23 protein-coding genes are annotated in these 17,989 nt (G+C 71.4%); 15 read left to right on the top strand and 8 right to left on the bottom strand.

Annotation, left to right across the window (positions count from 1 at the left end):
* The first annotated feature begins 15 nt into the window (after window positions 1-15).
* The 11 genes from hisD to ROJ8625_RS11475 all read left to right on the top strand — a co-directional run bounded on the left by hisD (window position 16) and on the right by ROJ8625_RS11475 (window position 8,193).
* Window positions 16-1,323 carry a histidinol dehydrogenase gene (gene hisD / locus ROJ8625_RS11525; protein WP_085792041.1) on the top strand — a complete coding sequence of 436 codons (1,308 nt, stop codon included), beginning with the start codon at window positions 16-18 and terminating at the stop codon, window positions 1,321-1,323.
* 179 nt (window positions 1,324-1,502) lie between these two features.
* Complete coding sequence (locus ROJ8625_RS11520) at window positions 1,503-1,982, top strand: UPF0262 family protein (RefSeq protein ID WP_085792040.1); 480 nt, start codon at window positions 1,503-1,505, stop codon at window positions 1,980-1,982.
* Between the two features lie 3 nt (window positions 1,983-1,985).
* A complete protein-coding gene (locus ROJ8625_RS11515; RefSeq protein WP_085792039.1) occupies window positions 1,986-2,435 on the top strand; it encodes an arsenate-mycothiol transferase ArsC in 450 nt (149 codons plus the stop codon).
* A gap of 60 nt (window positions 2,436-2,495) precedes the next feature.
* Window positions 2,496-2,894 (top strand): ketosteroid isomerase-related protein, encoded by a 399-nt coding sequence (locus tag ROJ8625_RS11510; RefSeq protein WP_085792038.1) that lies wholly within the window; start codon window positions 2,496-2,498, stop codon window positions 2,892-2,894.
* Window positions 2,891-3,472 (top strand): GNAT family N-acetyltransferase, encoded by a 582-nt coding sequence (locus tag ROJ8625_RS11505; protein WP_085792037.1) that lies wholly within the window; start codon window positions 2,891-2,893, stop codon window positions 3,470-3,472. The genes ROJ8625_RS11510 and ROJ8625_RS11505 overlap by 4 nt, the downstream gene beginning before the upstream one ends.
* Before the next feature lie 410 nt (window positions 3,473-3,882).
* A complete protein-coding gene (locus ROJ8625_RS11500) occupies window positions 3,883-4,767 on the top strand; it encodes a carbon-nitrogen hydrolase family protein (RefSeq protein WP_085792036.1) in 885 nt (294 codons plus the stop codon).
* 98 nt (window positions 4,768-4,865) lie between these two features.
* On the top strand, window positions 4,866-5,084 hold the full coding sequence (infA, locus tag ROJ8625_RS11495; protein ID WP_005978431.1) for a translation initiation factor IF-1: 219 nt from the start codon (window positions 4,866-4,868) through the stop codon (window positions 5,082-5,084).
* Between the two features lie 61 nt (window positions 5,085-5,145).
* Window positions 5,146-5,721 carry a Maf family protein gene (locus tag ROJ8625_RS11490; RefSeq protein WP_085792035.1) on the top strand — a complete coding sequence of 192 codons (576 nt, stop codon included), beginning with the start codon at window positions 5,146-5,148 and terminating at the stop codon, window positions 5,719-5,721.
* Window positions 5,718-6,758 (top strand): ribonuclease E/G, encoded by a 1,041-nt coding sequence (locus ROJ8625_RS11485; protein ID WP_085792034.1) that lies wholly within the window; start codon window positions 5,718-5,720, stop codon window positions 6,756-6,758. The genes ROJ8625_RS11490 and ROJ8625_RS11485 overlap by 4 nt, the downstream gene beginning before the upstream one ends.
* Window positions 6,755-6,946, top strand: coding sequence for a DNA gyrase inhibitor YacG (locus tag ROJ8625_RS11480; protein ID WP_085792033.1), 192 nt, complete (start codon window positions 6,755-6,757; stop codon window positions 6,944-6,946). Before ROJ8625_RS11485 ends, ROJ8625_RS11480 begins: the two co-directional genes overlap by 4 nt.
* A gap of 20 nt (window positions 6,947-6,966) precedes the next feature.
* On the top strand, window positions 6,967-8,193 hold the full coding sequence (locus ROJ8625_RS11475) for an aminotransferase class V-fold PLP-dependent enzyme (protein WP_085792032.1): 1,227 nt from the start codon (window positions 6,967-6,969) through the stop codon (window positions 8,191-8,193).
* Window positions 8,194-8,205: 12 nt separating this feature from the next.
* Here the strand turns inward: ROJ8625_RS11475 and ROJ8625_RS11470 are convergent, their stop codons facing one another.
* From ROJ8625_RS11470 to ROJ8625_RS11460, 3 genes are all read right to left on the bottom strand, one after another.
* Window positions 8,206-8,823 carry a ferric reductase-like transmembrane domain-containing protein gene (locus ROJ8625_RS11470; RefSeq protein ID WP_085792031.1) on the bottom strand — a complete coding sequence of 206 codons (618 nt, stop codon included), beginning with the start codon at window positions 8,821-8,823 and terminating at the stop codon, window positions 8,206-8,208.
* 11 nt (window positions 8,824-8,834) lie between these two features.
* Complete coding sequence (locus tag ROJ8625_RS11465; RefSeq protein WP_085792030.1) at window positions 8,835-9,323, bottom strand: twin-arginine translocation signal domain-containing protein; 489 nt, start codon at window positions 9,321-9,323, stop codon at window positions 8,835-8,837.
* Window positions 9,324-9,448: 125 nt separating this feature from the next.
* A complete protein-coding gene (locus tag ROJ8625_RS11460; protein WP_234984249.1) occupies window positions 9,449-10,381 on the bottom strand; it encodes a lytic transglycosylase domain-containing protein in 933 nt (310 codons plus the stop codon).
* Window positions 10,382-10,443: 62 nt separating this feature from the next.
* Between ROJ8625_RS11460 and ftsY the strand changes: the two genes are divergently transcribed.
* Both ftsY and ROJ8625_RS11450 read left to right on the top strand, forming a co-directional pair.
* Complete coding sequence (gene ftsY / locus ROJ8625_RS11455) at window positions 10,444-11,784, top strand: signal recognition particle-docking protein FtsY (protein ID WP_085792029.1); 1,341 nt, start codon at window positions 10,444-10,446, stop codon at window positions 11,782-11,784.
* Window positions 11,781-12,176: a GNAT family N-acetyltransferase gene (locus ROJ8625_RS11450; protein WP_085792028.1), complete on the top strand. Its 396-nt coding sequence runs from the start codon at window positions 11,781-11,783 to the stop codon at window positions 12,174-12,176. Before ftsY ends, ROJ8625_RS11450 begins: the two co-directional genes overlap by 4 nt.
* A 13-nt stretch (window positions 12,177-12,189) precedes the next feature.
* On the opposite strand, the gene ROJ8625_RS11445 is transcribed toward ROJ8625_RS11450, so the two are convergent.
* Window positions 12,190-12,678, bottom strand: a complete 489-nt coding sequence (locus tag ROJ8625_RS11445) for an MgtC/SapB family protein (RefSeq protein WP_085792027.1) — start codon at window positions 12,676-12,678, stop codon at window positions 12,190-12,192.
* Between the two features lie 168 nt (window positions 12,679-12,846).
* Between ROJ8625_RS11445 and ROJ8625_RS11440 the strand changes: the two genes are divergently transcribed.
* Window positions 12,847-13,746, top strand: a complete 900-nt coding sequence (locus ROJ8625_RS11440; protein WP_085792026.1) for an EamA family transporter — start codon at window positions 12,847-12,849, stop codon at window positions 13,744-13,746.
* Between the two features lie 30 nt (window positions 13,747-13,776).
* On the top strand, window positions 13,777-14,379 hold the full coding sequence (locus tag ROJ8625_RS11435) for an inner membrane-spanning protein YciB (RefSeq protein ID WP_085792025.1): 603 nt from the start codon (window positions 13,777-13,779) through the stop codon (window positions 14,377-14,379).
* A 183-nt stretch (window positions 14,380-14,562) separates the two neighbouring features.
* On the opposite strand, the gene plsY is transcribed toward ROJ8625_RS11435, so the two are convergent.
* The 4 genes from plsY to ROJ8625_RS11415 are packed head-to-tail and all read right to left on the bottom strand — an operon-like array spanning window position 14,563 to window position 17,986.
* Window positions 14,563-15,171 carry a glycerol-3-phosphate 1-O-acyltransferase PlsY gene (gene plsY, locus ROJ8625_RS11430; protein ID WP_085792024.1) on the bottom strand — a complete coding sequence of 203 codons (609 nt, stop codon included), beginning with the start codon at window positions 15,169-15,171 and terminating at the stop codon, window positions 14,563-14,565.
* A complete protein-coding gene (pyrC, locus tag ROJ8625_RS11425) occupies window positions 15,172-16,470 on the bottom strand; it encodes a dihydroorotase (RefSeq protein ID WP_085792023.1) in 1,299 nt (432 codons plus the stop codon). It abuts the gene before it with no gap.
* A 17-nt stretch (window positions 16,471-16,487) separates the two neighbouring features.
* Window positions 16,488-17,039 carry a hypothetical protein gene (locus ROJ8625_RS11420; protein WP_085792022.1) on the bottom strand — a complete coding sequence of 184 codons (552 nt, stop codon included), beginning with the start codon at window positions 17,037-17,039 and terminating at the stop codon, window positions 16,488-16,490.
* The gene (locus tag ROJ8625_RS11415) at window positions 17,036-17,986 is read right to left on the bottom strand and encodes an aspartate carbamoyltransferase catalytic subunit (RefSeq protein WP_085792428.1); all 951 of its coding nucleotides are present in this window, start codon (window positions 17,984-17,986) and stop codon (window positions 17,036-17,038) included. The genes ROJ8625_RS11420 and ROJ8625_RS11415 overlap by 4 nt, the downstream gene beginning before the upstream one ends.
* Between the last annotated feature and the right edge of the window lie 3 nt (window positions 17,987-17,989).

Raw genomic sequence — 17,989 nt, 5'->3', positions numbered from 1 at the left:
AGCAAGGAGAGCGCGATGCCCGACTTTCTGGACACGACCGACGCGGATTTCGAGACGCGGTTCCGCGCGTTGCTGACCGCGAAGCGCGAGGACAGCCCCGACGTGGACGACACCGTCGGAGCGATCATCGCGCATGTGCGGGAAAAGGGCGACGCGGCGCTCGTCGAGCTGACCAAGAAGTTCGACCGGCTGGAGCTGTCCGCGGGCCGGCTGGCGCTGAGCCGTGCCGAGGTCGACGCCGAGATCGCCAAGGTCGCGCCCGAAGATCGCGCCGCGCTCGACCGCGCCGCCGAGCGCATCCGCGCCTATCACGCGCGGCAGATGCCGCCCGACGCGGAGTGGACCGATCCCGAGGGCGCGACGCTCGGCTGGCGCTGGACGCCGGTGGAGGCGGCGGGCCTCTACGTGCCCGGGGGGCTCGCCTCGTATCCGTCGTCGGTCCTGATGAACGCGATCCCGGCCAAGGTTGCGGGGGTCGAGCGGCTGGCGATCTGCGTGCCGACGCCCGACGGCGTCATCAACCCGCTGGTGATGTACGCCGCGCGGACCGCCGGTGTGGACGAGATCTACCGCGTCGGCGGCGCGCAGGCGATCGCGGCGCTGGCCTACGGCACCGAGACGATCGCGCCGGTGGACAAGATCACCGGCCCCGGGAACGCCTACGTCGCGGCCGCCAAGCGGCGCGTCTTCGGCCGCGTCGGCATCGACATGATCGCGGGGCCGTCCGAGATCCTGGTGATCGCCGACGGCACTTCGGATCCCGACTGGATCGCGCTCGACCTGATGAGCCAGGCCGAGCACGACGAGAGCGCGCAGTCGATTCTCGTGACGACCGATGCCGCGTTCGGCCGGCAGGTCGCCGATGCGGTGGAGGCGCGGCTGGGCACGCTGGAGCGCCGCGCGATCGCGGGCGCGAGCTGGCGCGACTTCGGCGCCGTCATCACCGTGCGCGACCTCGACGAGGCGGCGGCGCTGTCCGACCGGATCGCGCCCGAGCACCTGGAGCTGTGCGTGGCCGAGCCGCGCCCGCTGGCCGCGCGGATCCGCCATGCCGGGGCGATCTTTCTCGGGCACTGGACGCCCGAGGCGATCGGCGACTACGTCGGCGGGCCGAACCACGTTTTGCCGACGGCGCGCTCGGCGCGGTTCTCCTCGGGCCTTTCGGTGATGGATTTCCTCAAGCGCACGACACTGGCCGAGCTGACGCCCGAGGCGCTGGCGGCGATCGGGCCGGCCGCCGAACGGCTGGCCGCGGCCGAAAGCCTCGAGGCGCACGGATTGTCGGTGGCCGCGCGGCGCGAGACGCTGAACAGGTCGGAGTGACGATGCGGGCCGGTGGCGACAGGCCGGGTCGAACGGTGCCGGTCGCCCGTGCCGCCGGTGCGGGCGTCGCCGGGGCCCGACATGCGTGACGGTGAGCCACAGCGTGATGCTGCGCCGCGGCATTGCCCGCGCCGCCGGAGCGGATTAGGCTCTCGCTCACCACGCCGGAGGAATGGCCCATGAGCCATATCGCGCATATCGAACTGGACGACGCCGCGCTGCCGCCGCCCACACCGGAGATCGAGCAGGAGCGTCGGGTCGCGATGTTCGACCTGATGGAGCGCAATTCCTTCGCGCTGCCCGCGCGCAACGGTCACGACGTGCCGCCGGGGCCCTACGCGGTGTCGCTGGCGATCCGCGAAAAGCGGCTGGTGTTCGGCGTCGCGACCGAGGGCGGACAGCCCGCGGCCGAGTTCCATTTGTCGCTGTCGCCGTTCCGGCAGGTGGTCAAGGACTACTTCTCGATCTGCAAGAGCTACTACGATGCGGTGAAGACGCTGCCGCCGTCGCAGATCGAGACGATCGACATGGCGCGCCGCGGCATCCACGACGAGGGCGCGCGGATCCTGCGCGAACGGCTCGAGGGCAAGGCCGAGATCGACGAGGATACCGCGCGGCGCCTGTTCACGCTCGTCTGCGTGCTGCATTTCGGAGGCTGAGGATTGCCGGAGCGGCTGCCGCAATCGATCCTCTTCGCCTGCGATCACAACGCCGTCCGCTCGCCGATGGCCGAGGGCATCATGAAGCGGCTTTACGGGCAGGACACCTACGTGCAGTCGGTGGGCGTGCTGAACGACCTCGAGATCGACGGCTTCGCCATCGCCGTCTGCGCCGAGATCGGCGTGGAACTCGCCCGTCATCGCGCGCGCAGCTTCGAGGAGCTCGAGGAGATCGGCGAGGCGCTGTCGGGTTTCGACCTGATCGTCGCGATGAGCCCGGCGGCGCAGCGCCGCGCGCTGGCGCTGACGCGGCTCTACCACCTGTCGGTGGAATACTGGCCGGTGATGGACCCCACGGGCATCGGCGAGGACCGCGAGACCAAGCTCAACGCCTACCGCCAGACCCGCGACCAGATCCACGACCACCTGAAGGGGCGATGGGGCCGCCGCTGACGGCGGCGCCCGCGCCCGTTGCGCCGCTCCCGTGCCACTGCCCGTGAAAGGACGGATCACATGACCATGCAGACGCTTACCCGGTATTTCGACGCCTTCAACCGCAAGGACATCGACGGCATGCTCGACTGCCTGTCCGAGGATGTCGCCCACCACGTCAACGAGGGCGATGTGCGGATCGGGCGCGAGGCCTTCGCCGAGTTCTGCGGCCACATGGCGCGGTGCTACGACGAAACGCTGACCGAACTGGTGCTGTTCTCGGCCGAGGACGGTGCGCGCGGCGCGGCGGAATACATGGTCAACGGCGTGTACCTCGAGACCGATTCCGGCTCGCCCGACGCCGACGGACAGACCTACCGCCTCCCGGCGGGGTCGTTCTTTTCCTTCGTCAACGGGCGGATTTCGCGGGTCGTGACCTACTACAACCTCTCGGACTGGATTCGGCAGGTCTCCGCATGAGGGTGGAGGCGCTGACGGGCGGGGACCTCGAGGCGGCGCTGGACGACGTGGCGCGGCTGAGGATCGCGGTGTTCCGCGACTGGCCCTACCTCTATGACGGGTCGTTCGACTACGAGCGGGACTACCTTCAGACCTACCGCGACAGCGCCGGCGCGATCGTGGTCGGCGCGTTCGACGGCGACCGGCTCGTCGGGGCGGCGACCGGCACGCCGATGGAGGACCACGCGGAGGATTTCGCGGCGGCGTTCACGGGCACCGGCCACGACCTCGGCGACCTTTTCTACTGCGCCGAATCGGTGCTGTTGCCGGCGTATCGCGGACGCGGGATCGGGCACGCGTTCTTCGACCGGCGCGAGGCCCATGCGCGGCAGCTGGGGCACGGACATTCGTGCTTCTGCGCGGTCATGCGGCCGGACGATCATCCGCTGCGGCCCGAGGGCTACGTGCCGCTCGACGCGTTCTGGCGCAAGCGCGGCTACGCGCCGCTGCCCGGGGTCACGGCCACCTTTCGCTGGCGGGACGTGGACCGGAGCGCGGAGACCGACCACGCGCTGCAGTTCTGGATGCGCCCGCTTTGAGCGGGAGCCGGCGTGATCCGGTGGGGGGTGGGGATCTGCCGTTCGGGTCGGCGGCGAGCGTCGATCCTGCATGTCGGCTGGGGGAGCCCCTCCCCAACCCCGGAAGCGAGGGGCCAGCCCCTCGCGCTCCCCGGGGTTTATCGGCAAGATGAAGAGGCGGGCGGCGTGCGCCGGATTGTCGTGAGGCGAGCGGCGCGGGGTCGCGCTCGGCAAGATGACGAGGCGGGCGAGGAGCGCCGGAGGGCCGTGAGGTGGGCGGCGCGGGGCCGCGCCGGACGGAATGACGGGGCTGGCGGCGTGCGCCGGCCCTGCGTGAGGCATGAGACGGGGCGCGCGCGGGCGCGGCGGTCGGCTGGACGGGCGTCCGGAGATCCGTACGGTCGCTGCGTGGCGGAAACGAGGAGAGCGGCATGAAGGTGGCGACGGCGGCCTACCCGATGGACGAGCTGGCGGACTGGGCGGCCTTCGAGGCCAAGCTGGGCGCCTGGGTCGCCGAGGCGGCCGAGGCGGGCGCGGAGCTGCTCGTCTTTCCCGAATACGGCGCGATGGAGCTCGCGACGCTCGACGGGCCGACGGTGGCCGGCGATCTCGAGGCCTCGCTCGCCGCGGTGTCGGCGCGGATCCCGGCGGCCGATGCCTGTCACGCCGCGCTGGCGGCGCGGCACGGGGTTCACATCCTCGCGGCCTCGGCGCCGGTCTTCGATCCGGCGCTGGGCGGGCGCCCGGTCAACCGCGCGCGGCTGTTCGCGCCGGGCGGCGGCGTCGGCGTGCAGGACAAGCAGATCATGACCATGTTCGAGCGCGCGCCCTGGGGCGTGGCGCCGGGCGGGCCGCTGCGGCTCTTCGATACCGCGCTCGGCACGATCGGCGTGCTGATCTGCTACGATGCCGAGTATCCGCTGCTGGCGCGGGCGCTGGCGGAGGCGGACCTGCTGCTCGTGCCGTCGTGCACCGAGGCGCTGGCGGGCTACTGGCGGGTGCGGATCGGGGCGATGGCGCGCGCGCTCGAGGCGCAATGCGTCACCGTCATGGCCTCGACCGTGGGCGCGGCGCCGTGGTCGGAGGCGGTCGACACCAACCGCGGGGCCGGCGGCGTCTTCGGCCCGCCCGATACCGGCTTTCCGCCGACCGGGGTGCTCGCGGAGGGCCCGCTCGACCAGCCGGGCTGGACCTATGCCGAGATCGACCTCGGCCACGTGGCCGAGGTGCGGCGCTCGGGTGTGGTGCGCAACAGGCTGCATTGGGACGAACAGGGGCTCCGCGCGGGGCCGCCGCCGCGCATGACGCTGCGCTGAGTGCAGATAGGGCTTGAAAATCGGCGCGTTTGGCGCAAATACCGCAGCACCGACGGGGGGTGCGCTGCGCCGCCCCGAGACGCAATTCAGGAGAGACCATGGCCAAGGAAGATACGCTCGAATTTCCCGGTGTCGTGAAGGAACTCCTGCCCAACGCGACGTTCCGGGTCGAGCTCGAGAATGGCCATGAGATCATCGCGCACACGGCAGGGAAGATGCGGAAGAACCGCATCCGGGTTCTGGCCGGCGACAAGGTGCAGGTGGAGATGACGCCCTACGATCTGACGAAGGGCCGCATCAACTATCGCTTCAAGTGACCCCGCCCCGGGCGGACACGGCGGGGCCTGCGGGCCCCGTTCGCATGCGGGGCGCCTGCCCATGAAGCTCATTCTCGGATCGGGATCGCCGCGGCGGCGCGAGCTGCTGGGCCAGATCGGCATCACGGCCGACGCCGTGCGTCCGCCGGACATCGACGAGACGCCGGCGGCGGGCGAGCTGCCGCGGCCCTACTGCGTGCGCATGGCGCGCGAGAAGGCGGCGGCGGTCGCGGCGGACGACGGCGACGTGGTGCTGTCGGCGGACAGCACCGTGGCGCTCGGCCGGCGGATCCTCGGCAAGCCCGCGGACGCGGGCGAGGCGGAGGCGTTCCTGCGCGCGCTGTCGGGCCGGCGGCACCGCGTGGTGACCGCCGTCGCCGTGCGCCGGGGCCCCCGGATGTGGGAGCGTGACGTGATCACCCGCGTGAAGATGAAGCCCCTGTCCGAGGACGAGATCCGCGGATACCTCGCCACCGGCGACTGGCAGGGCAAGGCCGGCGGCTACGGGATCCAGGGGCCGGCCGGAGCGCTGGTGCCGTGGATCTCGGGGTCGTTCACCGCGGTCGTGGGCCTGCCGCTGGCCGAGACGGCGCAGCTTCTGGCCAGCGCGGGCTGGCCGGTCTGGGGGCCGGCATGAAGGGGGCGAGCATCGCGCTCGACCGGATCGGCGACCGCGAGGCCGCGGCGCTGATCGTCGACGGGATCGTGGAGGACCTGTTCCTCGACGGGGCGGCGGCGCTGCCCGGCGCGATCTATCGCGGCATCGCGGGCCGGCCGATGAAGGGGCAGGGCGGCGTGTTCTTCGACACGCCCGACGGGCCCGCCTACCTGCGGCAGATCAAGGGCGTGTCGCCGGCCGAGCGCCGGATCCTGCAGGTGACGGGCTACGCCGAGCCCGGCAAGGCGATCCCGGTGACCGACCGGGTGCTGTTCAAGAGCCGCTACGCGATCGTCACGCCCGGAGCGCCGGGGATCAACGTGTCCCGGGCGATCCGCAACGACGACATGCGCGAGGCGCTGCTCGCGCTCGCCCACGACATCGTCGAGGACGCGGACGGCTTCGGGCTGATCCTGCGCTCCTCCTGCGCCGGGGCGGCGGAGGACGCGGTGGCCGAGGATATCGCGGAGATGCGCGCGCTGGCGGCGGCGGTGATGGCCGACACCGAGGGTGCGGCGGAGTTGCTCGTCGCCGGGGACGGCGCGCATGCGCGCGCGTGGCGCGAGTGGAGCATGCCGGCGACGATCGACGGCGAGCCGGGCGCGTTCGACCGGCTGGGTGTTTGGGAGGCGATCGATGCGCTGGCCTCCCCGCACGTTGCGCTCGGGGCGCGCGCGTCGATGTCGGTGGAGGTCACGCGCGCGCTCGTCGCGGTGGACGTGAACACCGGCGGAGACACGTCGCCGGCCGCGGGCCTGAAGGCGACGCTCGCGGCGCTGAGGGCGCTGCCGCGGGAGCTGCGCCTGCGCGGTCTGGGCGGGCTGGTGACGATCGACCCCGCGCCGGTGCCCAAGAAGGACCGCCGCCAGATCGAGGGCGCCTTGCGCGCGGCGCTGAAGAGCGACAGCGTGGAGACGATCTTTGCCGGCTGGACGCCGATGGGCAACATCGAGTTGCAGCGCAAGCGCGACCGCCCGGCGCTCGCCGACATCCTGAAGGAGGAGGCCGCACGATGAGCTGCCCGATCTGTTCGAAGCCGACCGACGGACGCTATCGTCCGTTCTGTTCGCGCCGCTGCGCGGACGTGGACCTCGCCAAGTGGATGACGGGCGCCTACGCGGTGCCCTCGACCGATCCCGAGGACGTGGAGGAGGCGCTCGACGCGGCGATGCGCGGCGAAAGCGGCCCGGAGCAGCCGCATTGAGCGTCTTCGCACCGGACCTGATGGCGGCGGTGCGCGCGCGGTTCGCGCATGTCGCGACGTGCCCGTTCGAGGGCGAACGGATCTTCTTCGAGAACGCCGGCGGGGCGCTGACGCTGAACTCGGTGGTCGAGACCTCGGCCCGCTATGCCGCGATTCCCGACAACCAGGGCCGGGCGAACGCCGCGAGCCGCGCGCTGATGGCGACGATCGAGCGGGCGCGCGCCGACATGGCGCTGTTCCTGAACGCGCCGGGCGGGCGGATCTTCGTGGGCGAGAGTGGCACGGAGCTGCTGTTCCGGATGATCCGCGACGCCTGCCTCGGCGCGGCGCCGGGCGGTGTCGTACTGGGATCGACGGTGGAGCACCCGGCGTCGCGTTCGGCCGCGGCGCGCTGGGCCGAGGTCACGGGGCGCGAGCATGTGTGGGTGCGCCACGACGACGCCACCGGCCGGGTGACGCCCGAGGCCTATGCCGCGGTCGTCACGCCGGAGGTGCGGGTGGCCACGATCCTGCACACGTCGCCGGTGACCGGCATGGCGATGGACGTGGCCGGGATCGCGCGGGCGATCCGCGCGGTGGCGCCCGGGGCGCTGATCGTTGTCGACGGGATCCAGCATGCCTGTCACGGCGGTATCGACATCGCCGCCTGCGACGTCGACGGCTACGCGATCTCTCCCTACAAGCTGTTTTCGCGGCACGGGTTCGGGCTGGCGTGGGCGTCGGACCGGCTGACCGCGCTCGGGCACGACGCGCTGGTCGGCGGGCCGGACGGCACGTGGGAGCTCGGCACCCGCGACACCGGCGCCTACGCGACGCTGTCGGACGTGGTGGCGCATTTCGACTGGCTCGGGTCGCAGGTGTCGGACGCGGCCGAACCGCGCGCCCGGATCGAGGCGGCGGCGGACGCGATCCATGCGCACGAGCGCGCGCTGACCGACGCGATGCTGCGCGGCACGGACAACCTGCCCGGGCTGGCGTCGATGCCCGGCGTTCATGTCGTCGGCGGCGCCGACAATCCCGCGCGCGAGGGGCTGGTGTCGTTCTGGGCCGACGGTCGGCCCGCGGCGGACATCGTGGATGCGCTCAACGCAGCGGGGATCCGCACGCATCTGCGCAAGGCCGATCACTATTCGGGCAATATCCTCGAGCCGCTGGGGCAGGCGGGGTGCGTCCGGGTGTCGCTGGCGCATTACAACACGCTCGAGGAGGTGCGCGCCTTCCTCGCGGCGATGCGGTCGATCCTCTAGGCGTCCTGGCGACTAGGCGCGGGCGCGCCGCCGCAGGAGCGGGCGCAGGATCCTGAGCCGCGCGACGGCGAGCGCGCTGGCGGCGATGGCCGCCAGTCCGAGCGCCCATTTCGACACCTGCTCCATCGCGCCCTCGATCTGGACGGCATGGATCACCGTCGCGACGACGAGGAGAAGCGCCACCGCGTTGTGCGCGACCCGCCAGATCCGCGCCTCCATCCGGCGCCGCAGCGCCACGAGGATCGCGGTGGCGACGGTGGACCAGAGCGCGATCACGCCCCACACGGAGAACGGTGTGGGCGCCACCAGGAGGAGCGCGTCGATCGTGTCGGGCGGGCTCGTGACAAAGAGCCCGACGATATGCGCGGCGACGCAGGCCACGAGGCCCCAGCCCATCCAGCGGTGCCAGCGCCGGCCGTCGGGGCCGCGCGCCCCGGGCAGATCGCCGGCCGCGAGGAGCGGTTGCGTCAGCAGCAGCGACAGCCCGACGATGCCCGCGAACCCGCCGAGGATGTAGAGCGGGCCGCGATAGGCGAGGTAGGGGCTGAACGCGGCGAGCACCACCGGGCCGACCGCGAGAAGCGCGAGACCGGCCCAGATCGCGACGCCGGTGGCGCGCAGTCGGGACATGCGCGCCCGCCTCAGGCCGGCGCGAGCACGAATTCGGTGGCCAGCGACGTGTCGCTCGGGCTCGGCATCACGGGCCGCAGGAACACCGTCTGGAAATCGGCGTCGTCGTAGGCGAGATGCGCGTGCGGCTGGCCGAAATTGGGAACGATCTGTTCCATCTCGAGGGCGAAGCGGCCCTCGGAATCGGTCATGACGCTGCCGTGGTTCGCGGGCTCGCGCTCTCCGCCGAGCGTGGTGGCGGCCCAGATCTGGATCCGGACGTTCTGCAGCAGTGCGCCGTCGCCGGCGCGGCGGACACGGCCGCGCACCCAGAAGCCGCTGCCGAGGCGATCGACGAGCGGCGCGCCGGGACGGTAGTTGTTCGATCCGCCGCGCATCGTCTGCGTCGGCGCGAGGCCCTGCGCGATGGCCGGCATCGGCAGACCGGCAGCGGCGAGCGCCACGCCGGTGGCGCCGGCGCTGGCCAGAAAGGACCGGCGGGAGGTGAACGGTGTCTGCATGCGTGCTGTCTCCTTCGGAAAGGCAGGCAATGTCTGGAATGACACTAACACGCGTCGGGCGATCCGATGAATGCCCCGGGCGGCCCCGGGCCCCGCACGATCGCGTGACACGCGCGTCAGCGCGCCTAGCCGTTGGGATAGACCGCGCAGACGCAGCCCTGGCGGCGCAGGGCGTTGCACAATTGGTGGGCGCTTTGCGCCGTGTCCCGGCCGAGGCGCGCCATGTAGTACCCCTTGCGCCCCGAGACGCGGTTGCGCACGAACACGATGTCGAGCGGCACGCCCTCCACGCCCGACCGGCAGGCGCGGCTGCGCTCGGCAAAGGCGGCGCGCGCGGCGTCCGGGCTGAGCCCGTAGGCAAGCTGCACGCCGAAGGGCGCGTGGTCGGGCTCGGGCGGCGGATAGCGGGTCATCCGGCGGTTGCGCGCGAGGTCGTGGCAGGCGTCGGCGAAGGGCATGTCACCCTGTAGCCGCCAGTCGTGATCCTCGGGCGGGTCGTCGCGCCATGTCTCCGCCGTCAGCCCGGTGATGATGCGGACGTATTGCACCGTTTCGCGCGCCAATCCGCCGGTCTGGGCGATCAGGCCCTCGGCGCGCGCCTCGCCGCCGTTGTAGCCGACCGCGGCGAGGCCGGGATTGCCGTAGGCGCGGCTCATCTCGCCCAGGTAGCGGGCGGAGTATTCGAGCGCGAGGGCCGGATTGTAGCTGTCGACGAGGCCGCGCATCTCGGCGGTCGAATCGATGAACTGGGCGATGCCGCGCGCATCCGCCGGCGACAGCGCGTTCGGGTCGAAACGGCTTTCCTGCCAGATGAGCCGGGCGAAGAAGCCGGGTGCGAGGCCGTTGGTTTCTGCGAAGTGCTCGATCGCCTGGCAGGTGTCGAAGACGAAATGCGCGGGCCGGATGCACATCACGCGCCCGTAGCTGCCCGAAGAGCACATGCGCCCGGGCTCGGCGGAAACCGGCGCGCCGACGGCGGGCAGGGACAGGATCGACACGAGCAGGACAACAAGCAGGCGCATGCCCTTGGTGTGACCGCGCAGGCGGCGCCCGGTCAACGGGACTTTCCCTTGCCGCCCATCGCGATTAGGTGAGGAGCACCTGTTTCGGGAGCCCTTTCGTGTCCTTCTTCGGCAAGCTCAAGTCCCGCCTGTTCAAGTCGTCCTCCAAGCTGGAGGAGGGCCTCGAAGCGATCGTCGAGGAGGGTGGCAGCGCCGATCCGGATACACCCGACACCCCGCCGGCCGAGCCCGAGCCCGGCCCGGCGCCCGACGCGCCGCCGCCGGACGACCCGGTGCCGGAGCCGCCCGAGGAGGCGCCGACGGCGCCCGACGAGGTGCCACCGGACGCGCCGGACGAGGCGCCGGTGCCGGAGGATCCCGCCGATCTGCCGGCCCCGCCGGTCGAGCCGGAGCCCGATGCGCCGGATGCACCCGTGCCTTCGGACCCTGTGCCGGAGCGGCCGTCCGAGACCGTGCCGCTGACGCCGCTGGAGATCCCGCAGGAGGATCTGCCGGACGAAGTGCCGCCCCCGACCGAGGTGCCCGGCGACGGCACGCCGGAGACCCGCGGCGGCGGGTTCTTCGGCCGCCTGTTCGGGCGCGGACCGTCCGAGGCGCCGGTCATGCGCCGCGTGCTCGACGACGAAATGGTCGAGAGCCTCGAAGAGCTGCTGATCGCCGCCGACATGGGGGTCGACACGTCGCTGCGCGTGGCCGCCAACATGGCCGAGGGGCGCTATGGCCGCCGCGTGTCGACGCGCGAGATCAAGGAGCTCCTGGCCGCCGAGATCACCCGGATCATGGAGCCGGTGGCCAAGCCGCTGCCGCTCTACCGCACGACGCCGCAGGTCGTGCTCGTCGTCGGGGTGAACGGATCGGGCAAGACCACGACGATCGGCAAGCTCGCCAGCCAGTTCCGCGAGGCCGGCAAGAGTGTGGTGATCGCCGCCGGAGACACGTTCCGCGCCGCGGCGGTCGAACAGCTTCAGATCTGGGGCGACCGCGCCGGGGTGCCGGTGCTGACCGCGCCCGAGGGGTCCGACCCCGCGTCGCTGGCCTTCGACGCGATGACGAAGGCGCAGGCGGACGGCGCGGACCTGCTTTTGATCGACACGGCGGGGCGGCTGCAGAACCGCCAGGACCTGATGGAGGAACTGGCCAAGATCGTGCGGGTGATCCGCAAGAAGGATCCCGATGCGCCGCACAACACGCTGCTCGTGCTCGACGCGACGACGGGGCAGAACGCGCTCCAGCAGGTGGAGATCTTCCGCAAGCTGGCCGACGTGTCGGGCCTCGTGATGACCAAGCTCGACGGCACCGCGAAGGGCGGCGTGCTGGTGGCGCTCGCCGACAAGTTCGGCCTGCCGATCCATGCCATCGGCGTGGGCGAGCAGATCGACGACCTCGCCCCGTTCGACCCCGAGGAGTTCGCCGCGGCGCTGACGGGGCTCGAGCAGTGAGCCTGACCTGGGACGGCGACGCGCCCTCGGTGGGCGAATACCTGGAGTTGCGGCGTCTCGCGGGGCTGTCGCGGCGCGCGCCTGCCGCGGCGGCGCGCGGGTTGGAGAACTCGCTTCACATCGTGACGGCGCGGGCGCGCGGGCGGCTCGTGGGGCTCGGGCGGCTGGTGGGCGACGGCGGCTGCTTTGCGCAGGTGGTCGACATCGCCACCGACCCGGAATTCCGTGGTCAGGGCGTCGCGACCGAGGTGCTGACGCGCCTGCTGGACTGGGCCGACGCCGAGTTGCCCGCGACCGCGCAGATCACGCTGATCGCCGATCCGGGCGCGTTCGATCTCTACCGCCGCGCGGGGTTCGAGATCCGCACCGGCATGATCCGGACGCAGGCGTGAGCGACGCGCCGGTTCAGGCGTCGGATCCTGACGTGTCGCCCATCAGCTTGCGCAGCATCCACAGCACCGCCAGTGCCAGCACCGTCGCGATCGCCGCGAGGGGCACGTTGCCGGTGCCGCAACAGAGCCCGACCGCGCCGGCCATCCACATGCCCGCGCCGGTCGTCAGGCCCTCGACCCGCGCGCCGTGGGTGATGATCGACCCGGCGGCGAGGAAGGCGACACCCGCCGTCACCGCCTCGATCACGCGGATCGGATCGACGCGGAGCGAGCCGGTGTCGGTCTCGCGCAGTTCCATCAGGTCGAACGCGATCAGCGTGAAGAGACAGGCGGCAATCGCGATCAGGATGTGGGTCCTGAGGCCCGCGGGCTTGCTGTGCGCCTCGCGCTCCCACCCGATCAGCGCGCCGAGGACGACGGCGCAGGACAGGCGGAAGATCGCGGTCGGCAGCGGCGTTGCCGTGAAGGTGGTGAGCAGTTCGTCGCGGATGAACTCGGGCACCCGGCGCCTCCGTGGTGTGGGGAGCGTTTGGTGCTCAACGCCGGCACCGCGCGGGCGTTTCCACCGCGCGTCACATAAACGTCATGTCGCGGCGGGCGCCGGCCCCGCAAGAGCGGACGATCGTACCGTCCTCCGCGGAGCGGACGGACGCGTGGCGGTGGCGCAAGCATGAGTGCCTGGCTCGTCTCGCTGGAGGGCACGGAGGCCGGGCGCACCCTGGCGATGGTGCTGGCGCTTGCGGCGGCGTTCCTGCACGCGGTGTTCGGCGCGCTGCAGAAAGGGCGGCACGACCCGTGGCTGTCGCGTGGGGCGATCGACGCCTCCTACGGGCTGATGGCCGCGCCGTTCGCGTTCTTCGTGGTGCCGTGGCCCGAGCCGCACATGTGGCCGATCTTCGCCGGCGCCTTCGTGATCCACACGCTCTACAAGTTCCTGCAGGCGCTCGCCTACAGCCGCGGTGCCTACACCGTCGTGTACCCGGTCGTGCGCGGCACGGGACCGTTCTTCGCGGTGATCGGCGCCTATCTGATCTTCGGCGAGACGTTCGCGCCGCTGCAATGGCTCGGCATCGCCGTGCTGATGAGCGGGATCTTCGGCCTCGCGGTCTACAACTACCTGTTCCTGGTGCAGGACCGCGCGACGCTCGGGCCCGCTCTGGCCTTTGCCGTGGCGACGGGGGGCTTCGTCGCGCTCTACACGACCTACGACGCCTACGGCATCCGCGCGACAGCCGATCCGTTCACGTTCCTCGCGTGGTTCTTCATGCTCGACGGGATCGTGATGCCGCTTGTCGCGCTCCGGCGCGGGCGCACGATGGCGGCGGTGCCGTGGCGCCCGCTGGCACTGCGCGGGGTCGTGGGCGGGCTCGTGGCCTTCGCCAGCTTCGGCTCGATCATGCTGGCGACCCGGCTCGACAAGGTGGGCGAGGCGGCGGTGCTGCGCGAGACCTCGACCGTCTTCGCGGCGCTGATCGGCTGGCTCGCGCTGGGCGAGACGGTGGGCCCGCGCCGCATCGCGCTGATGGCACTGATCGCGCTCGGTGCGGTGATCGTTGAGTTCGGCGGCTGAGTGCCCCATATCGCCATCCGGAGGTGAGACATGCAGAACCGCGAGATTTCCCCGTTTCTCAAGAGCGCGCTCGAGCTCGGGCCGGTGGTGGCCTTCTTCGTCGCCTACCTGCTGCTGAAGGACCGCACCTTCGACATCGGCGGCACGGCCTATGACGGGTTCATCGTGGTGACCGCGGGTTTCGTGCCGGTGATGGTGGCCGCGACCGGCGTTCTGTGGTGGCTGACGGGGCACCTGAGCCGGATGCAGGTGGTCACCGTCGTGCTGATCGTGGTGTTCGGCGGGCTGTCGGTCTGGCTCAACGACGAGCGGTTCTTCAAGATGAAGCCGACGCTCATCTACCTGATCTTCGGCGGTATTCTCGGCGCGGGGCTCCTGCGCGGGCAGAGCTGGCTGCGCGTGGTGATGGAGGGAATGGTCCCGCTGCGCGACGAGGGCTGGATGATCCTGACCAAGCGGGTCACGGTCTTCTTCTTCGCGCTGGCGCTCGCGAACGAGATCGTGTGGCGCACGATGTCGACCGAGGCTTGGGTCTACTTCAAGACCTTCGGACTGACGGCGGCGCTGTTCCTGTTCTTCATGACGCAGGGCGGCCTGTTCCAGCGCTACGGCACGAGCGACGACGAGGCCTGAGCGCGCATCTTTCGCCTGAATGCGAGGGGCCGGTCACGCTTGCGATCCTGGGCGGCGGTGTACGCGTCGCGTCCGCGACGCGGCGGCGTGCACCCGATGGCGCTCGGGCTATTTCTGCCGCTCTCACACGGGCCGTGGATCGGCTGACGCCTGCCGAGCGTTAGGGGTGCCGGATCGCCGCGGCTAGGGCCGTTCGCCAAGCCGCGGTTCGGTGCCGGCGCGCAGGCGCGCGATGTTCTGGCGGTGACGCCAGATCATCAGGAGCGTCATCAGCACGATCACCAGCACCGCATCGAAGCGGCCGATCAGCATCGCCCAGCCGGCCGACAGGATCGCCGCCGTCAGCGCGCCGACGCTCGATACGCGGGTCAGCGCAACGCCGGCGATCCAGGTCGCACAGGTGAGCAGCCCCACGGGCCAGATCATCGCCAGCATTACGCCGAGGAAGGTCGCCACGCCCTTGCCGCCGACGAAGCGCAGCCAGACCGGGTAGCAATGCCCTATGAACGCCGCGAGCCCGGCGATCTGCGCGCTGTCGTCGCCCGCCGCAAAGCGCGCGAGCAGCACCGCGACCGCGCCCTTCACCGCATCGAGGATCAGCGTGGACGCGCCTGCGAGTTTCGATCCGGTGCGCAGCACGTTCGTCGCGCCGATATTGCCCGAGCCGATCGTGCGCGGATCGGTCAGCCCCATCGCCCGCGTGATGACGAGGCCGAAGGGCACCGACCCGAGGAGATAGCCGATGCATGCCCAGAGAACGAGGATCAGCGGCGCGGAGTCGATCGCTGGCATTCAGTCGGCCTCGAAGACAGGGGATCCGGCGACGTAGGTCGCGAGCACCTTACCCTGCAGCCGCGCCCCGTCAAATGGCGTGTTCTTGGACTTCGAGCGCAGCTTGAACCGGTCGAGGATGAAGGGCTTGTCGGCGTCGAAGAGCACGAGATCGGCCGGCGCCCCGGCGGCGAGGCGCCCGGTGTCGAGCCCCAGCCGACGCGCCGGGTTCAGCGACAGCGCGCGGAACAGCGCGGGCAGGGGCAGCTCTTCGGAATGGTAGAGACGCAGGAGCACGGGCAGCATCGTCTCGAGCCCGACGGCGCCGGAGGCGGCCTCCTCGAACGGCAGGCGCTTGGATTCCTCGTCCTGCGGGGTGTGCATCGACGACACCGTGTCGATCAGGCCGGTCTTCACCGCGTCGATGATCGCCTGCCGGTCGTCCTCGGACCGAAGCGGCGGCTTCACCTTGAAGAAGGTGCGGTAGTCCGCGACGTCGAGCTCGTTCAACGTCAGGTGGTGCATCGAGGTGCCGGCGGTGACGTCGAAGCCGTTGCGCTTGGCCCGCTGCAGCGAGGGCAGGGCGCGGGCCGCGGTGATCTGGTCGGCGTGGAGCCGCGCGCCGGTCATCTCCACCAGGGCGATGTCGCGGTCGAGGCCCATGCGTTCGGCCATCGGCGACACCGTGGGCAGGCCGCGGAGCGAGGCGAACTTGCCCGACGTCGCCGCCGCGCCGCGGCTGAGCCCGGGCTCTTGCGGATGGCTGACGATCAGCGCGCCGAGCCCGGCGGCGTAGGTCATCGCGCGCGACAGCACCTTGGTGTCGGTCACCACGCGGTCGCAATCGGTGAAGGCCACCGCGCCGGCATCCATCAGGAAGCCGATCTCGGTCATTTCCCGGCCCTCGCGCCCCTTGGTGAGCGCGGCCATCGGAAGCACGTGGACGCGCGCGACCTCGCGCGCCCGGCGGCGGATGAACTCCAGCGTCTCGGGCGTGTCGATGGCCGGATCGGTGTCGGGGCGGGTGACGATGGTGGTCACGCCGCCGGCCGCCGCGGCGTCGCCGGCGGTCTTGTAGCTTTCCTTGTGGCGTTCGCCGGGTTCGCAGACCTTCACGCCGATATCGACGATGCCGGGCGCGAGAAAGCGCCCGCGGGCGTCGCGGCGGGCCTCGGACGGCACGCGATCGGTCGGGATGTCGGGCTCGGGGGTGTCGAACACCTCGGCGATGGCGCCGCGCTCGATCAGCACGGCCCCCTCGCGGATGGTGTCGGCCTCCGGGTCGATCAGCCGGGCGTCGGTGATGAGGGTCGGGGTCACGCGAAGCTCTGTCGGGGTCATGCCGGGACCAGGAGGACGGCGACAACGCCGAGCAAGAGCGCGAGGACCACGATCGCGAGCGCCCGCAGGAGCGGCGAACGCTGGTCCGGCTGGGCCGCGCCGGTCTCGGCCGCGGCGCTGCCCTCGGCGGCGGCGCTGCGCAGGGGCGCGGCGGCCGGCGAGCGGTCGTGTTCGCCGAAGGCGCCGACGAAGCGCAGCGGCGAGCCGACCCGCAGCGTCTGCGCGGTGCGGTCGAAGGCCTGCGAGGGCAGGATCAGGACATGCCCCCGCAGCCCGTCGAGCTCGCGTGCGGCGCGGTCGCGTTCGGGAGCGGAGAGGTCGTGCGCCTCGGCGAGGTAGGCCGAGAGCGGCATCGGGCCCAGATCGCGGATCGATACAAGCTCGACGAAGTCGGCGCGCAGTGCGTCGGCGCCGAGTGCGTACTTGACCGGCCATTCGCCGGTCCCGGCCTGGTCGGTGAAGCGGGCGATCGCCTCGGCCGGCAGGTCGAGGTGGAAGACGCGGGTGATCCCGGTCTCGCCGGCACGGATCTCGATCTCGGTGCTCATGCCATCACCTCGGAGGGGCGGGCGCGCAGGTTGCGGGCGAGCACGTCCATCGCCGCCATCCGCACGGCAACGCCCATCTCGACCTGTTCCTGGATCACCGAGCGGTTGATGTCGTCGGCAAGCGTGCCGTCGATTTCCACGCCGCGGTTCATCGGGCCGGGATGCATCACGATGGCGTCCTCCTTGGCGGCGGCGAGCTTTTCGGCGTCGAGCCCGTAGCGGTGGTAGTATTCGCGTTCGGACGGGATGAAGCCGCCGTCCATGCGCTCGCGCTGGAGGCGCAGCATCATCACCACGTCCGCGCCCTCGAGCCCGCGGGCCATGTCGTGGGTGACCTCGACACCGAAATCCTCGATCCCCGCGGGCATCAGCGTGGGCGGACCGACGAGGCGCACGCGGTTCTCCATCTTGTGCAGAAGCAGGATGTTGGAGCGCGCGACGCGGCTGTGGGCGATGTCGCCGCAGATCGCCACGGTCAGGCGGTGCAGCCGTCCCTTGCGGCGGCGGATGGTCAGCGCGTCGAGCAGGGCCTGCGTCGGGTGCTCGTGCCGGCCGTCCCCGGCATTGATGACGGCGCAGTTGACCTTCTGCGACAGCAGCGCGACCGCGCCGGAATGCGGGTGGCGCACGACCAGGAGATCGGGATGCATCGCGTTGAGCGTGAGCGCGGTGTCGATCAGCGTCTCGCCCTTCTTGATCGACGAGGCCTGCATCGGCATCGACATCACGTCGGCGCCCATGCGCTTGCCGGCGAGCTCGAAGCTCGCCTGCGTGCGCGTCGACGCCTCGAAGAACATGTTGATCTGCGTGCGCCCGGCCAGGAGGCTCGCGTGTTTTTCCTGCTGGCGGCCGAGGGTGACGTAGCGGTCGGCGAGGTCCAGGAGCGTCGCGATCTCGTCGGGGCGCAGGGCCTCGATGCCGAGCAGGTGGCGGTGGTCGAAACGCATGGT

Origin of the sequence: Roseivivax jejudonensis (assembly GCF_900172265.1) — a bacterium.
Taxonomy (GTDB): Bacteria; Pseudomonadota; Alphaproteobacteria; order Rhodobacterales; family Rhodobacteraceae; genus Roseivivax; species Roseivivax jejudonensis.
Note: the sequence above shows the minus strand (reverse complement) of the source record. Positions and strands in the feature narration are given on the sequence as shown.

Excerpts from the sequence above, each read along its gene's own strand:
- ROJ8625_RS11415 (WP_085792428.1), bottom strand. The coding sequence starts at position 17,986 with ATGCGTTTCGACCACCGCCACCTGCTCGGCATCGAGGCCCTGCGCCCC.
- ROJ8625_RS11490 (WP_085792035.1), top strand. The coding sequence starts at position 5,146 with ATGAAGCTCATTCTCGGATCGGGATCGCCGCGGCGGCGCGAGCTGCTG.
- ROJ8625_RS11435 (WP_085792025.1), top strand. The coding sequence starts at position 13,777 with ATGCAGAACCGCGAGATTTCCCCGTTTCTCAAGAGCGCGCTCGAGCTC.
- ROJ8625_RS11475 (WP_085792032.1), top strand. The coding sequence starts at position 6,967 with ATGGCGGCGGTGCGCGCGCGGTTCGCGCATGTCGCGACGTGCCCGTTC.
- ROJ8625_RS11420 (WP_085792022.1), bottom strand. The coding sequence starts at position 17,039 with ATGAGCACCGAGATCGAGATCCGTGCCGGCGAGACCGGGATCACCCGC.
- hisD (WP_085792041.1), top strand. The coding sequence starts at position 16 with ATGCCCGACTTTCTGGACACGACCGACGCGGATTTCGAGACGCGGTTC.
- infA (WP_005978431.1), top strand. The coding sequence starts at position 4,866 with ATGGCCAAGGAAGATACGCTCGAATTTCCCGGTGTCGTGAAGGAACTC.
- ROJ8625_RS11465 (WP_085792030.1), bottom strand. The coding sequence starts at position 9,323 with ATGCAGACACCGTTCACCTCCCGCCGGTCCTTTCTGGCCAGCGCCGGC.
- ROJ8625_RS11505 (WP_085792037.1), top strand. The coding sequence starts at position 2,891 with ATGAGGGTGGAGGCGCTGACGGGCGGGGACCTCGAGGCGGCGCTGGAC.
- ROJ8625_RS11510 (WP_085792038.1), top strand. The coding sequence starts at position 2,496 with ATGACCATGCAGACGCTTACCCGGTATTTCGACGCCTTCAACCGCAAG.
- ROJ8625_RS11500 (WP_085792036.1), top strand. The coding sequence starts at position 3,883 with ATGAAGGTGGCGACGGCGGCCTACCCGATGGACGAGCTGGCGGACTGG.
- ROJ8625_RS11440 (WP_085792026.1), top strand. The coding sequence starts at position 12,847 with ATGAGTGCCTGGCTCGTCTCGCTGGAGGGCACGGAGGCCGGGCGCACC.
- plsY (WP_085792024.1), bottom strand. The coding sequence starts at position 15,171 with ATGCCAGCGATCGACTCCGCGCCGCTGATCCTCGTTCTCTGGGCATGC.
- ROJ8625_RS11480 (WP_085792033.1), top strand. The coding sequence starts at position 6,755 with ATGAGCTGCCCGATCTGTTCGAAGCCGACCGACGGACGCTATCGTCCG.
- ROJ8625_RS11485 (WP_085792034.1), top strand. The coding sequence starts at position 5,718 with ATGAAGGGGGCGAGCATCGCGCTCGACCGGATCGGCGACCGCGAGGCC.
- ROJ8625_RS11520 (WP_085792040.1), top strand. The coding sequence starts at position 1,503 with ATGAGCCATATCGCGCATATCGAACTGGACGACGCCGCGCTGCCGCCG.
- ROJ8625_RS11470 (WP_085792031.1), bottom strand. The coding sequence starts at position 8,823 with ATGTCCCGACTGCGCGCCACCGGCGTCGCGATCTGGGCCGGTCTCGCG.